Origin of the sequence: Sphingomonas fuzhouensis (assembly GCF_034659795.1) — a bacterium.
Classification (GTDB): Bacteria; Pseudomonadota; Alphaproteobacteria; order Sphingomonadales; family Sphingomonadaceae; genus Sphingomonas; species Sphingomonas fuzhouensis.
Map to the genome: position 1 here is coordinate 207,931 of NZ_JAXSQY010000003.1, position 13,593 is coordinate 221,523.

A 13,593-nucleotide genomic window follows, 5' to 3' on the forward strand; every position below is an offset into this window, starting at 1 on the left:
CCCCTTGGCGCACGATACCCCTCTCGACCGGTTCAAGGCGGTCCTCGGCGGCACGGCCCGCACCATCGCGCAGGAGCCGGAGGTGGAGCTCGCCTTCACCGCCGATGCGCCGACGTCATCGGGCAAGCATATCCGCGTGCCGATGCCGGGCCGCACGCTGCCGCCCGAACAGGTGGCGGAGGCGCGCGGCTTTGCCGATGCCTTTGCGCTGCGGCTGAAGCTGCACGACACCGCGCTCCATGCCAAGGCCGCGCCGGTCGAGGCGGTGGCGCGCGCGGTCTATGACGCGGTCGAGACGGCGCGGATCGAGGCGCTGGGCGCGCGGGGTTATGCCGGGATCGGCGACAACCTCGCCCATGCGCTCGACGTACGACTGCGCTCCGACCCGATGACGCGGGCGCGCAACCGGGACGAGGTGCCGCTGTCGACCGCGCTCGGCCTGCTCCTGCGCGAGCGGATGACGGGACGGCCTTCGCCCGCCGAGACCGCGCCCGCGCTGGCGCTGGTCCGTGACTGGCTGGAGGGCGCGACCGATCTCGACGCGCTGGCGGGTGCGATGGACGACCAGAAGGCGTTCCAGTCGCTGACCGCCAAGATGCTCGCCGACCTCGAACTCGCCGAGCCGCCCGCCGAACCCGACCAGGCCGATGAGGGCGGCAATGAGGAAGAGGGCGAGGACGAGCAGCAGCAGGACGAGAGCGACGAGGATAACGACGAACAGGGTCAGGGCGAAGGCGAGGTCGAGGCCCGCGCCGAGAAGCGCGACTCGGACAGCGAAGACGGCGAATCGCAGGAGCAGAGCCAGGATTCGCTCGACGATCTCGACGGCGAGCCGGGCGAGGATGGTGACGAGGGCAGCCAGCCGACTCGGCCCAACCGCCCGCTCAACGATCTGGCGTCGCAGTTCGACTATAAGCCCTGGACCACCCAATATGACGAGGTGATCGCGGCGGGCGAGCTGTGCGACGCCGACGAGCTGGCGCGGCTTCGTGGCTATCTCGACCAGCAGCTGGCGCATCTGCAGTCGGCCGTGTCGAAGCTCGCCAACCGGCTGCAACGCCGGTTGATGGCGCAGCAGTCGCGATCCTGGGACTTCGACCAGGAAGAGGGCATCCTCGACGCAGCGCGCCTCGCCCGTGTGGTGGTCAATCCCGGCCAGTCGCTGTCCTACAAGATCGAGCGCGATACCGATTTCCGCGATACCGTCGTCACGCTGCTGATCGACAATTCAGGGTCGATGCGCGGGCGGCCGATCGGCATTGCCGCCATCTCCGCCGACATCTTGGCGCGCACGCTGGAGCGCTGCGGGGTGAAGACCGAAATCTTAGGCTTCACCACCCGCGCCTGGAAGGGCGGGCAGAGCCGCGAGACCTGGCTTGCCGCCGGGCGGCCGCCGCAGCCGGGGCGGCTGAACGATATTCGCCACATCGTCTACAAACAGGCCGACGAGCCATGGCGGCGGGCGCGCAACAATCTCGGCCTGATGATGCGCGAGGGGCTGCTCAAGGAGAATATCGACGGCGAGGCGCTGATGTGGGCGCATAGCCGGTTGATCGCGCGGCCCGAGGAGCGGCGCATCCTGATGGTCATCTCCGACGGTGCGCCGGTCGACGATTCGACCCTGTCGGTCAATTCGGGCAGCTATCTGGAGCGGCATCTGCGCCAAGTCATCGGCTGGATCGAAAGTAAGAGCCCGGTCGAGCTGATCGCGATCGGCATCGGCCATGACGTGACCCGCTATTATGCGCGCGCGGTGACGATCATGGATGCCGAGCAGCTGGGCGGCACGATCATCGAGCAATTGGCCAGCCTGTTCGACACCGAATGAGCCGGATCGCGGCCCCGGCGCATGGCTTTGTCGGCCCGGTGAAGCGCTCGATCACCATCGCCGGGCACGCCACCTCGATCAGCCTGGAGCCGGTCTTCTGGACCGCGCTGGAGGAAGCGGCCTTGGCGCACGGCCTGCCGCTGTCGGCGCTGGTGGCGGAGATCGACGCGCTGCGCATCGTCGCGGACGACCCGCCGAATCTGGCGAGTGCGATCCGATCCTGGTTGTTTGTGCGGCGCCAGGACTGATCCCACCCGTCATTGCGAGCGCAGCGAAGCAATCCAAGGCGTCTTGCCCGGACAGTGGATTGCTTCGCTGCGCTCGCAATGACGGAGGATGGGGGGCTGGCTTGTGAGCGGCCAATTGACGCCGCTCCGCCGCTCCGGCAGGGCGCGCCGTCTGTTTCGGGGTTTGTGTGGCCGGAAAATCCTCTCGCGACCTGGGATTGGGGGTCCATCGCTGGCTGGGGCTGGCGGTCGGACTGATCGCGGCCGCATTGGCGCTGTCGGGCGCGATCTTGGCCTGTGCGCCAATGATCGAGCGCATCGCCTCGCCCGCCCGCTACCGGATCACCGGGGAGAGCCGCCTCCCCGCCGCCCGCTATGCCGACGCGGCCTATCGCCGCCTGCGCCCCGGTGAGCGGATCGCCGCGCTATCGCTGGCGCAGGGATCGTCGCCGGTCGTCGTGACGCTCGACCGGACGAGTGATCGGGCCCAGCGCCTTCTGTTCCTCGATCCGCTGACCGCGCAGGTGCTGGCGAGCGGATGGCAGGGCGGCGGCGGCATCGGTCTGGCCCGGCGGCTGCATGACGGGCTGTTCCTGGCCGGTCTGGGCCGGTGGATCGCCGGGCTGGGCGGGCTCGGCCTGGTGCTCGCGAGCCTGACCGGACTTTGGACACAGGTGACGCGCGAACGCCCCAGGAAACGCGCCCGCAGCGAGTCCCGCTGGTCGGTCGCGCACCGGCGGGTCGGCTTGTGGTCGGCGATTCCGGTTCTTGCCATGACGGCGACCGGGCTGGCGCTTGTCCTGTCGCCGGGCCTGACCGGCACGCCCACCGCGCCGCCGATCGCCCGCGCCGCTTTGCCCGTCGAGCGGGTCGTGACCAGCGCGCGGGGCTGGGCGCAGGGTCCGCTGCGCCGGATCGAATGGCCGACCGAGCGATCGCCCGATTGGACGCTACACTTCGATGGCGAACCGCGCGTTATCAAGGTCGCCGACGACAGCGCCAAGGCGCTGGCCGCGCCCGCTCATACGGGGCCGGTGATGCTGTCCTGGGTCCGGCAGGTTCACACGGGGCAGGGAGCGCCGTGGCTCTGGTATCCGCTCGCCACGCTGACCGGCCTGCTGGCCGCCTGGGTCGCGATGTCCGGGCTGATCGCCTGGGGCCGCCGCCCGAAGGTCAGACGCGCTCGGCGCTGAGCAGGTCGGTCGCGTCGAGGCCCAGCAGTTCGATATGGTCGCGGATGCGCGGCCATTGCACCGCCAGGAAGCTCTGCCGCTCGGCGGCGCGCAACCGGTCGGCGGCGCCCGGCATCACGAACATGCCGACGCCGCGCCGCACCTCGACATAGCCGTCGTCCTGAAAGCTCTGATAGGCCTTGGCGACCGTCAGCGGGTTCGCGCCCTGCTCGGCGGCGAGCGCGCGCACCGAGGGAAGCTGATCCCCGGTCCGGTAGGTGCCGTTGAGGATGCCCGCCGCGATCGTGCCGCGCAGGCGGATGTAAACCGGGCTGTCGTCGCCGCTAAGAGCTGTCATGCCGAGTTAATACAGCATGGGAGAAACGATGTCGAGGCCTGATCCCGATATCGTTTGCAAAACCGCCGCCCCCGAACCCCGGCTTATCCGTTCCAGGTCGAGACGATTCGCGCCATGTCGGGACGCGGCCGTTCGTCGAGCGGGCGGCCGGGCGTGCCGAGGAAGACGAAGCCGACGATCCGCTCGGGCGCGGCCCCGAATGCATCGCGCACTGCATCCGAAAAAGCGGGCCAGCCGGTCAGCCAGCCCCCGGCATAACCCATGGCATGGGCGGCATGGAGCAGGTTCATGCACGCCGCGCCCGCCGACAATTCCTGTTCCCACAGCGGAATATGGCTTTCGGTGCGGGGTGAGGACAGGACGACGACCAGATCGGGGGCCTGATGCGCGAACTGCTCCAGCGCGGCGATCTCGGTCGCGCCCGCCTGCGGCCGTTCGGCGCGGTAGGCGGTGGTGATGACCTCCGCCAGCTTCGCGCGGGCCTCCTTCGGCACGATCACGAAGCGCCAGGGGGCCAGCTTGCCATGGTCGGGCGTGCGCGCCGCGATGGTCAGCATCTGCGCCAGTTCCTCCGGCTGCGGCCCCGGCGCGATCAGGTCGCGCGGCTTGCCCGAGCGGCGGGTCGCCAGCAGCGTCAGCGGGGTCGAACGGTCGTTGAAAGCGATGTCGGTCATGGGATCGATCCTTACGTCGTCGCGCATGATATTTACAGTCGCGGCTTTGGCGTTAGGTTACTGAACCATTACGCCCTTCGCGTGCGCCCTTCGGGTTGCGCCGGGGCGATCCCGATGGAGTGAACGCCGGCATGGCGACTGCGTATGAGGCCGCCGCGCGCGGCAAGACGGTTTTGGGGCATCCCCGCGGCCTGTTCCTGTTGTTCTTCACCGAGATGTGGGAGCGTTTTTCCTATTACGGAATGCGCGCCATCCTGGTCTTCTACCTGACCAAGCATTTCCTGTTCGCCGACGAACCGGCTTTCGGCACCTATGCCGCCTATACCTCGCTGGTCTATGTGACGCCCGTCATCGGCGGCTATCTGGCCGACCGCTATCTGGGGGCGAGGCGCGCGGTGCTGGCGGGGGGCTTGTTCATCGCCTTCGGCCATATCCTGATCGCGATCATGGAGGGGCCACAGGGGGCGACGGGCGCCTATCTGGAGGGCTTCTACCTGGCCCTCGCCGCGATCGTGATCGGCACCGGCTTCCTGAAGGCCAATATCTCGGTGCTGGTGGGACAGCTCTACGCGCGCGACGACATGCGCCGCGATCCGGCCTTCTCGATCTTCTATATGGGCATCAATGCGGGCGGCGCGCTGGGGCCGATCGTGTGCGGCGTGCTGGGTGAGACGGTCGGCTGGGCCTATGGCTTCGGCGCGGCGGGTGTCGGCATGCTGCTCGGCCTGGTCGCCTTCATCGCCTTGAAGCGCGAATTGCACGGCGCGGGCGAAGCGCCCTCGCTCCCTGCGCTGCGGGCACCGGTCGTTGCGGGCCTGTCGCGCGAATGGCTGATCTATCTGGGCGCGATCGTCGCGACGCTGGGCGTGTGGCAGCTGATCCAGCATCAGGATGCGGTCGGCACGCTGCTGACCGTCTTCGCCGCCGCCACCGTCCTTTTCATCCTGTGGCGCGCGGTGTTCCAGCTGCCCAAGGTCGACCGTGATCGTATCTTCGCCGCCCTCTTCCTGATCGCGCTCTGCCCGCTCTTCTGGGCGCTGTTCGAGCAGGCGGGGTCGTCGCTGAACCTCTATACCGATCGCTCGGTCGACCGGACGCTCTTGGGCTGGACCATTCCGGCCTCGGCCTTCCAGTCGGTCAATTCGATCTTCATCATCCTGCTCGCCCCGCTGTTCGCCGCGCTGTGGACGATCCTGGGTAAGCGCGGGTGGGAGCCGAGCGCGCCGTTCAAGTTCGGCATCGGCCTGGTCGGCGTGGGCGCGGGCTTCATGGTGCTGGTCGCGGGGGCGGCGGCCTATGCGGGCATGCCGACGCCGGTGATCTTCGTGATCCTGGTCTATCTGATCCACACCATGGCCGAACTGTGCTTCTCGCCGGTCGGTCTGGCGGCGATGACGCGGCTGTCGCTGCCCAGCATGACGGGGCTGATGATGGGCACCTGGTTCCTGGCGACGGCGGCGGGCAATTTCATCGCCGGGCTGATCGCGCAGGCGACCGGCGGCGAGGGTGCGGGCCCCGAAAAGGTGCTCGACGTCTATACGCGGATCGGCTGGTTCTCGATCGGGATCGGCGTGGTCGTGCTGGTCGTGTCGCCGTTCATCGCCCGGCTGATGCATCTCGACCTGTTGAAGGCGGACGCCGCGCTGGCGGGGGACAAGGAACTGGCCGAACCGGCGGCGGCGGGTGTCGATACGCGGTTGGAGCAGAAGCCGCTTTGACCATGGGCCGGTCTGTCGTTTCGGGCGGCGGACCGGCTTTTTTGCTTTTGTTCGCGCGGAGGCGCGGAGGCGCAGAGAGGTTGAGGCGCGCTTCAGCGGCTCGCGTAGTTCGGCGTTCCGCTTTGCCGCACCGTTGTTGTCGAAAGCCAGCCTAAAGGCTGGATACGCCCCCTCCGCGTCTCCGCGCGAACGCAAATCACAGCCGCGTCATCGCCATCGCTCGTTCGCCATAACGCGGCCCCGCCGTGCCGCCACGCGGCGATGCCTGATCCAGCCTGGCAAGCTCCTCCGCCGACAGCGTCAGCGCCGCCGCCTTCATCGAATCCTCGAGCGTCACGCGACGCTTGGAGCCGGGGATCGGCACGATGTCTTCGCCTTGTGCCAGCAGCCATGCCAGCGCCACCTGCGCCGCGCTGGCATCATGCGCGGCAGCGATGCTCTTCACCACGTCCACGACTTTCAGATTGCGGTCGAAATTCTCTTCCGAATAACGCGGATCGTTGCGGCGATAATCCCCCTCGGGCAGGTCGTCGCGGGACGTGATCTGCCCGGTCAGGAAGCCACGCCCCAGCGGGCTGTACGGCACGAAACCGATACCGAGTTCGCGCACCACCGGCAGGATGTCCGCCTCGACATCGCGCTCCCATAGCGAATATTCCGATTGGACCGCCGCGATCGGATGGACGGCGGCGGCGCGGCGGATCGTCTCGGCGCTCGCCTCGGACAGGCCCAGCCGACGCACCTTGCCCTGCTCGACCAGCCGCCCCATCGCACCGACCGTATCCTCGATGGGCACGTTGGGGTCGACGCGGTGCTGATAGAACAGGTCGATCGTCTCGACGCCTAGCCGCTTGAGCGAGCCCTCGCAGGCACGCTGGACATTGGCCGGGGTGGAATCGACGCCGGTCATCCCGGTTTCGTCATAGCGGAAGCCGAACTTGGTCGCGATCACCACCGCGTCGCGCTTGCCGCGAATGGCGCGGCCGACCAGTTCCTCATTGACAAGCGGGCCATAGATTTCGCCGGTGTCGAACAGGGTCACGCCCAGTTCGATCGCGCGGTGGATGGTGGCGATGCTCTCCGCCTCGTTCGCCTCGCCATACATGTTCCGACCGACACCGGCCATCGGCATGCAGCCGAGGCCCAGTGCGGACACCTCGAAGTCGGGGCCGAGCGTGCGATATTTCATGGGCGTTCCTCATCAATCGTGCCGCTTGCCCGAGAAACGGTCGCGGTGGCGGCAAGGTCCATGCTGACATTGCCCAGCGTCCGGAAGATGTCGGGAATCGTCTCCACCGCGATGAGCAGCCCCAAAGGCGCGGCGGGCACGCCCAGCGCGACGCAGACCGGCGCGATCGAGGCGAAGAAGGTGATCTGCGACGGCAGGCTGGCCGAGCCCAGCGAACACAGGATCGCGACCACCACGGCGGCGGCGACCGAGGCCATGCCCGGCACGATCCCGAACCAGTCGGCGATATAGAGCGCGACCGCGACGTTCATCGCGGGCTGGGTCGCGCGGAACATCGCCACCGCCATCGGCAGGACCAGCCCGGCGGTGGCGGGGGCGATGCGCAGGGTCCGGGTCCCCTCGACCATCGCGGGCAGGCTGGCCAGCGAGCTTTGGGTCGAGATCGCCACCGCCTGGGCCGGTGCCAGCGCACGGGCGAAACGGCTCAGCGGCACCCGCGCGGCGATCCGTGCCACGCCATAGGCCATCAGCATGACGATGACGCCGATGCTGGCGATGATCGCGATATAATGGGCCAGCGCTCCGAACGCCGCGCCCCCCGCACTCGCCCCCACCCCGAAGGCGAGCGCGAACACCCCAATCGGTGCCAGCCACAAGACCCAGCCGATCAGGACCAGCATCGCATCGCGGATCGCGGCGAAGAAGCCGAGCAGCAACCCACGCCCCTCCCCCTCGATCCGGGTGATCGCAAAGGCGAAGGCCAGCGTGAACAGGATCAGCGACAGCAGCGCATTGTTGGTCGCGGCGGCAAAGATGTTGGTCGGCACGATCGAGGACAGGAACTCGGCGATCGGCGGGGTCGGCCCGACGGGCGCGGCATGGCCCAGCGCCGTCTTCAGCGCCTCCGCCGCCCCGCGCGGGATCGGCACCAGCGACAGCAGCAACGGGGTGACGAACGCCGCCATGGTCGCGGTCAGCGTGACCAGCGCCAGGAAGGTCGCGATCGCCCGCGCGGCGATCCGCCCGGCCTGCGCCGCCTCGGCCGTGGCGGCGACCCCGGTGATCAGCAGCGTGACGACCAGCGGGATGACCGTCATCTGCAACCCGTTAAGCCACAGCGTCCCCACCGGCCCTGCGACCAGCAGGCCATACCCCGCCGCCCCCGGCGAGACGGCGGACAGTCCCACCCCGACCAACAGACCGGCAGCGAGCGACAGGAGGATCAGCGTGGCACGCGACATGAGGGCCTTTGGCGTCTTTGAGCTTTTGGAAAGGTCACGCTAAACGGGGCGCAACCACAAAGTGTTTCCTCTTTTAGACCGCCAGGGACCTGACCGTATGGCAAGAAAATATTTCGGCACCGATGGCATTCGCGGTGCGACCAACGGCCCGGTGATGACCGCCGAGATGGCGATGAAGGTCGGCATGGCGGCGGGTGCCTATTTCCTGCGCGGCGATCACCGCCACCGCGTCGTGATCGGCAAGGACACGCGTCTGTCGGGCTATATGCTCGAATCGGCGCTGGTCGCAGGTTTCACCAGCGTCGGCATGGACGTAGTGATGCTGGGGCCGCTTCCCACGCCCGCCGTCGCGATGCTGACCCATTCGATGCGCGCCGACATCGGCGTGATGATCTCGGCCAGCCATAATCCCTTCGCCGATAACGGCATCAAGCTGTTCGGCCCGGACGGCTACAAACTGTCCGACGAGGACGAGGAATCGATCGAGGACCTGATCGAGCAGAATGTACCGCTCGTCCCCTCGGGCAAGATCGGCCGTTCGCGCCGGGTCGATGACGCCGCCGGACGCTATATCCACTTCGCCAAGTCCACCTTCCCACAGGCGCTGCGCCTGGACGGCCTGCGCGTCGTGATCGATTGCGCGAACGGCGCCGCCTATAAGGTCGCGCCCGCTGCCTTGTGGGAACTGGGTGCGGACGTGGTCGCGATCGGCGTGACGCCGAACGGCACCAACATCAATGACGGCGTCGGCTCCACCGCGCCGCAGACACTGGCCGAGACGGTGGTGGCGAGCGGCGCGGACATCGGCATCGCGCTGGACGGTGACGCCGACCGCCTGATCATCGTCGACGAGACCGGCGCGGTCGTCGATGGCGACCAGCTGATGGCGATGATCGCGACCAGCTATGCCCGCGAAGGCCGTCTGGCGGGCGGCGGCCTCGTCGCCACCGTCATGTCGAATCTCGGGCTGGAGCGGCATCTCGCCGCACAGGGGCTGGGCCTGATCCGTACCAAGGTCGGCGACCGCCATGTTCTCGAAGCGATGCGCACGCGCGGTTACAATGTCGGCGGCGAGCAGTCGGGGCATATCATCCTGTCCGACTATGCCCGCACCGGCGACGGGCTGGTCGCGGCGCTTCAGGTGCTGGCCGAGCTGAAGCGGTCGGGCGCGCCCGCCAGCGAGGTGCTGCACCGCTTCGACCCGCTGCCGCAGTTGCTCAAGAATGTCCGTTTCGCGGGCGGCAAGCCGCTGGAGCATGAAAAGGTGCAAGGCGTCATCGCCGCCGCCGAGGCCGAATTGGCCGGGCGCGGCCGCCTGGTCATCCGCCCCTCCGGCACCGAGCCGGTCATCCGCGTGATGGCCGAGGGCGAGGACAAGCGCCAGGTGGAGACGCTGGTTGACCGCATCTGCGACGTGGTGCGCGAGGTGGCCGCCTGATGCTGGAGATGCGTCCCGATTGCGAGCGTTGCGGCACGGACCTGCCCCCGAGCCAGGGCGGCGCGTTCATCTGCTCGCTGGAGACGACCTTCTGCGCCGAATGCGCCGACGCACTGGACGAGATCTGCCCCGATTGCGGCGGCGAACTGCTCGATCGGCCCACGCGGATGGGCCGGGTGCTGAAGGCCAATCCCGCCTCCACGCAAGGCCGTTTTCGCGGCTGACCTCGACCTTGGCGGCCCGTCCCTCTATGCGGGCCCCATCAATCTGAAGGAGTTTCCATGCCCCAGCTCGTCCTGATCCGCCACGGCCAGTCCGCCTGGAATCTGGAGAACCGCTTCACCGGCTGGTGGGACGTCGACGTCACCGCGCAGGGCGCCGCCGAGGCGCGGGCGGCAGGCGCGTTGATGGCCGAGAAGGGGCTGGACTTCGACCTGACCTTCACCAGCCTCCAGACCCGCGCGATCAAGACGCTGAACCTGGCGCTGGAGGTGATGGGCCGCCTCTGGCTGCCGACCGAGAAGCATTGGCGGCTGAACGAGCGCCATTATGGCGGGCTGACCGGCCTCGACAAGGCGGAGACGGCGGCCAAGCATGGCGAGGAACAGGTCAAGATCTGGCGTCGCAGCTTCGACGTGCCCCCGCCCCCGGCCGAGGCGGGCGGCGAGTTCGACCTGTCGAACGACCGCCGCTATGCGGGCGTGCCCGTCCCTGCGACCGAAAGCCTGAAGGACACGATCGGGCGCGTCCTGCCCTATTGGGACGAACGCATTGCCCCGGCGCTGCGCGACGGCAACCGCGTGCTGATCTCCGCGCACGGCAACTCGCTGCGCGCGCTGGTCAAGCATCTGTCGAACATCCCGGACGACGAGATCACCGGCCTCGAAATTCCGACCGGCCAGCCGATCGTCTATGAACTGGCCGACGACCTGACCCCGACCGACCGCTATTACCTGTCCGAGCGCTAAGCGATCGGGAGACAGAGAGCCGTCGCATCCAAGATCGTCTCTCATTCGCTCCTCTTCGCGTCATCGCGGCTTGGCGTGAACCAATTTTGATTTCGCGCGAAGCCGCGAAGGCGCGAAGATTTGGTTCGCGCGGAGACGCGGAGAGTTATGGCGGGCGGCGGCGACATCCGCCGTCTCCGGCCCTCCCCTATTCTGCCTGGCGTTTGATAGGCCAGCCTTGCGGCTGGATACGCCACCTCCGCGTCTCCGCGCCTCCGCGCGAACCCAAAATCCGCTAAGTTATTCCCGAACGCATACGGAAACTTGCCCCCCCCGCCGCGCCCCGCTAGTCACGCCGCTTCCCCCACGGCACCGGGGCCACTGGGGGACAGAGCGGAACAGCGGATATGATGTCGGTCGGGATCATCATGGGGTCCACATCGGACTGGGAAACCATGCGGCATGCCGCCGAGACGCTCGACGCGCTGGGCGTGGCGCATGAGACCCGCGTCGTCTCCGCGCATCGCACGCCGCAGCGTCTGTACGACTATGCAACCACTGCCGCCGATCGCGGGATCAAGGTCATCATCGCGGGCGCGGGCGGTGCGGCGCATCTGCCGGGCATGGCCGCGTCGATGACGCATCTGCCGGTCCTGGGCGTGCCGGTCGAATCCAAGGCATTGAAGGGCATGGATAGCCTGCTCTCGATCGTCCAGATGCCCGGCGGCATTCCGGTCGGCACGCTCGCCATCGGCAAGGCGGGGGCGATCAACGCGGGGCTGCTCGCCGCCTCGATCCTGTCGCTGTCGGACGAGGGCCTCACCGAGCGTTTGAAGGCCTGGCGCCAGCGCCAGACCGACAGCGTCGCCAACGATCCGCAAGGGTAAGCCAATGTTGAAGCCGGGTTCGACGATCGGAATCCTGGGGGGCGGCCAACTGGGCCGGATGCTGGCGGTGGCGGCCGCGCAGCTCGGCTATCGCACCCATGTCCTGGCCCCCGACGATGAAAGCGTGGCGGCACAGACCGCCTCCTCGCTGACCCGTGCCGACTATCACAATACGGTCGTGCTGGCCGATTTCGCCGCCGCCTGCGACGTCGTCACCTATGAGTTCGAGAATGTCGACGTCGCGCCGGTCGAATGGCTGGCTGAACGAGTCCCCGTCCACCCCTCGCCTACCGCGCTACGCGTCGCGCAGGACCGGATCGCCGAGAAGCGCTTCGTCGAGACGGTCGGCGGCCGCCCCGCCCCCTGGGCCGAGGTGAACTGCGCCGCCGACCTGACCGCCGCGCTGGACCGGATCGGCTGCCCCGCGATCTTGAAGACCACCCGCTTCGGCTATGACGGCAAGGGCCAGGTCCTGATCCGCGACATGTCCGAAGCCCCCGCCGCCTGGGAGGCGATCGGCGGCCCCGCCGTGCTGGAGGGGTTCATCCGCTTCAGCCACGAATTCTCGATCCTGATCGCGCGTCGGGAAGACGGGCAGGCGGTGCGCTACGATCCGCCGCACAATGTCCACCGCGATGCGATCCTGCGCACCTCGACCCTGCCTGCGCCGCCCGAGATCGCCGCCCAGGCCGAGGAAGCGACCGCGCTCGCCATCCGCATCGCCGAAGAGCTGGGCTATGTCGGCGTGCTGGCCTGCGAGTTCTTCGCGACCGAGGACGGCCCCGTCTTCAACGAGATGGCGCCGCGCGTCCATAATTCCGGTCACTGGACGATCGAGGGAGCCGAAACCTCGCAGTTCGAGAACCACATCCGCGCGATCTGCGGCCTGCCGCTGGGCGATACGACGCTGACCGGCGCGCGGGTGGCAATGGAAAACCTGATCGGCGACGATGCCTGGGAAGACGCGCTGACCGAAAAGGGCGCGCATCTGCACCTTTACGGCAAGGGCGAAGCGCGGCCGGGCCGCAAGATGGGGCATATTACGCGGGTGGCGCGGTAAAACCCTATCGATGAATGGTGAAGGTCACCGGCACCAGCACCTGGGCCTGGACGACCTCATCGCCTTTCATCACCGGCCGGATGCGGAACTGGGGGTAGAGCCCCAGCGCCGCCGGGCCGAAGCCGCGCCCCTTGGGCCGCTCCGCCGCAACCGTACAGCTTTTGGGCCTGCCCGGTTTCGGCACGACGCAGAGCAGCACCGCCACGCCGCTGACGCCGCCACTCCGGGCCATGCGGGGGAACGCCTCGTCGATCAGGGCCTGACTCGGCTTTTCGATCCATTCCGCCAGCGCAAAGCGGAGCCGCCCCTGTCCCGGGCCGTCGCCAGCGCCGCGCCCGTTGCCGGTGCCATCCCCTTCCCCGCCGGTGCCCCGTCCGCTGGCGATGCCTGTTCCGACCCCGTCGGAGATGGCGGTTCCAGCCAGCAGCGGCAGTTCGGCCCCGATATCCGCCGCCGGGGCGGGCCGGTCGACCGTATCGAACCGCGCGGGCGTGACGGCATGCGGGGCCGCCTGCTCCGCCGGGTTGGCGCGCACCGGACGTGGTGAGCCACCCCCGGCGGTCGGGCGAATGACCATGGCTTCGCGCTTGACCGGGGCGGGCGATACCGGCGGCGGCAGCACCGGGGCGGGCGGTGGTTCGGGCAGGCGCGGCAGATCGAACAGCGTCAGCCGGGGCCGCTCGGAATCATCGATCACAGGATGGCCTGGTGCCCCCCTGAGCAGCAGCGCGACGAATAGGGCATGAACGGCCACCGTCGCGATGACGGCCGTCCGCCGCCGCCCGCCGTCCGGCCCGATCGAAGCGCTGACCTGCATCGCGATGTTCTCCCGCCCGGCAAGATCACCGCGATGA

14 protein-coding genes are annotated in these 13,593 nt (G+C 68.4%); 9 read left to right on the top strand and 5 right to left on the bottom strand.

Annotated elements, in window-relative coordinates; translation table 11 throughout:
• Positions 1–4 precede the first annotated feature (4 nt).
• The 3 genes from cobT (at position 5) to U1H82_RS09190 (ending at position 3,248) form a co-directional block, all read left to right on the top strand.
• Positions 5–1,828 carry a cobaltochelatase subunit CobT gene (gene cobT, locus U1H82_RS09180; protein WP_322964624.1) on the top strand — a complete coding sequence of 608 codons (1,824 nt, stop codon included), beginning with the start codon at positions 5–7 and terminating at the stop codon, positions 1,826–1,828.
• Positions 1,825–2,076, top strand: coding sequence for a ribbon-helix-helix domain-containing protein (locus U1H82_RS09185; protein WP_322964625.1), 252 nt, complete (start codon positions 1,825–1,827; stop codon positions 2,074–2,076). The genes cobT and U1H82_RS09185 overlap by 4 nt, the downstream gene beginning before the upstream one ends.
• A 167-nt stretch (positions 2,077–2,243) precedes the next feature.
• A complete protein-coding gene (locus tag U1H82_RS09190; protein ID WP_322964626.1) occupies positions 2,244–3,248 on the top strand; it encodes a PepSY-associated TM helix domain-containing protein in 1,005 nt (334 codons plus the stop codon).
• On the opposite strand, the gene U1H82_RS09195 is transcribed toward U1H82_RS09190, so the two are convergent.
• Positions 3,229–3,585: a GntR family transcriptional regulator gene (locus U1H82_RS09195; RefSeq protein ID WP_322964627.1), complete on the bottom strand. Its 357-nt coding sequence runs from the start codon at positions 3,583–3,585 to the stop codon at positions 3,229–3,231. The two genes, U1H82_RS09190 and U1H82_RS09195, sit on opposite strands and share 20 nt — an antisense overlap.
• An 83-nt stretch (positions 3,586–3,668) precedes the next feature.
• A complete protein-coding gene (locus U1H82_RS09200; protein ID WP_322964628.1) occupies positions 3,669–4,259 on the bottom strand; it encodes a nitroreductase family protein in 591 nt (196 codons plus the stop codon).
• Positions 4,260–4,390: 131 nt separating this feature from the next.
• On the opposite strand from U1H82_RS09200, the gene U1H82_RS09205 reads away from it, so the two are divergent.
• Positions 4,391–5,977: a peptide MFS transporter gene (locus U1H82_RS09205; RefSeq protein ID WP_322964629.1), complete on the top strand. Its 1,587-nt coding sequence runs from the start codon at positions 4,391–4,393 to the stop codon at positions 5,975–5,977.
• A gap of 196 nt (positions 5,978–6,173) precedes the next feature.
• Here the strand turns inward: U1H82_RS09205 and U1H82_RS09210 are convergent, their stop codons facing one another.
• Both U1H82_RS09210 and U1H82_RS09215 read right to left on the bottom strand, forming a co-directional pair.
• Positions 6,174–7,166, bottom strand: coding sequence for an aldo/keto reductase (locus U1H82_RS09210; protein WP_322964630.1), 993 nt, complete (start codon positions 7,164–7,166; stop codon positions 6,174–6,176).
• Complete coding sequence (locus U1H82_RS09215; RefSeq protein ID WP_322964631.1) at positions 7,163–8,407, bottom strand: dicarboxylate/amino acid:cation symporter; 1,245 nt, start codon at positions 8,405–8,407, stop codon at positions 7,163–7,165. The genes U1H82_RS09210 and U1H82_RS09215 overlap by 4 nt, the downstream gene beginning before the upstream one ends.
• Positions 8,408–8,504: 97 nt before the next feature.
• Between U1H82_RS09215 and glmM the strand changes: the two genes are divergently transcribed.
• The 5 genes from glmM to U1H82_RS09240 all read left to right on the top strand — a co-directional run bounded on the left by glmM (position 8,505) and on the right by U1H82_RS09240 (position 12,739).
• Positions 8,505–9,845 carry a phosphoglucosamine mutase gene (gene glmM / locus U1H82_RS09220; RefSeq protein ID WP_322964632.1) on the top strand — a complete coding sequence of 447 codons (1,341 nt, stop codon included), beginning with the start codon at positions 8,505–8,507 and terminating at the stop codon, positions 9,843–9,845.
• Complete coding sequence (locus tag U1H82_RS09225) at positions 9,845–10,069, top strand: DUF1272 domain-containing protein (protein ID WP_322964633.1); 225 nt, start codon at positions 9,845–9,847, stop codon at positions 10,067–10,069. Before glmM ends, U1H82_RS09225 begins: the two co-directional genes overlap by 1 nt.
• 57 nt (positions 10,070–10,126) lie before the next feature.
• Positions 10,127–10,813: a 2,3-diphosphoglycerate-dependent phosphoglycerate mutase gene (gene gpmA / locus U1H82_RS09230; RefSeq protein ID WP_322964634.1), complete on the top strand. Its 687-nt coding sequence runs from the start codon at positions 10,127–10,129 to the stop codon at positions 10,811–10,813.
• Between the two features lie 386 nt (positions 10,814–11,199).
• Positions 11,200–11,679 carry a 5-(carboxyamino)imidazole ribonucleotide mutase gene (gene purE, locus U1H82_RS09235; RefSeq protein WP_322964635.1) on the top strand — a complete coding sequence of 160 codons (480 nt, stop codon included), beginning with the start codon at positions 11,200–11,202 and terminating at the stop codon, positions 11,677–11,679.
• A 4-nt stretch (positions 11,680–11,683) separates the two neighbouring features.
• A complete protein-coding gene (locus U1H82_RS09240) occupies positions 11,684–12,739 on the top strand; it encodes a 5-(carboxyamino)imidazole ribonucleotide synthase (protein ID WP_322964636.1) in 1,056 nt (351 codons plus the stop codon).
• Positions 12,740–12,743: 4 nt separating this feature from the next.
• Here U1H82_RS09240 and U1H82_RS09245 read toward each other — a convergent pair whose 3' ends face one another.
• Positions 12,744–13,556 carry an energy transducer TonB gene (locus tag U1H82_RS09245; protein WP_322964637.1) on the bottom strand — a complete coding sequence of 271 codons (813 nt, stop codon included), beginning with the start codon at positions 13,554–13,556 and terminating at the stop codon, positions 12,744–12,746.
• Positions 13,557–13,593 lie beyond the last annotated feature (37 nt).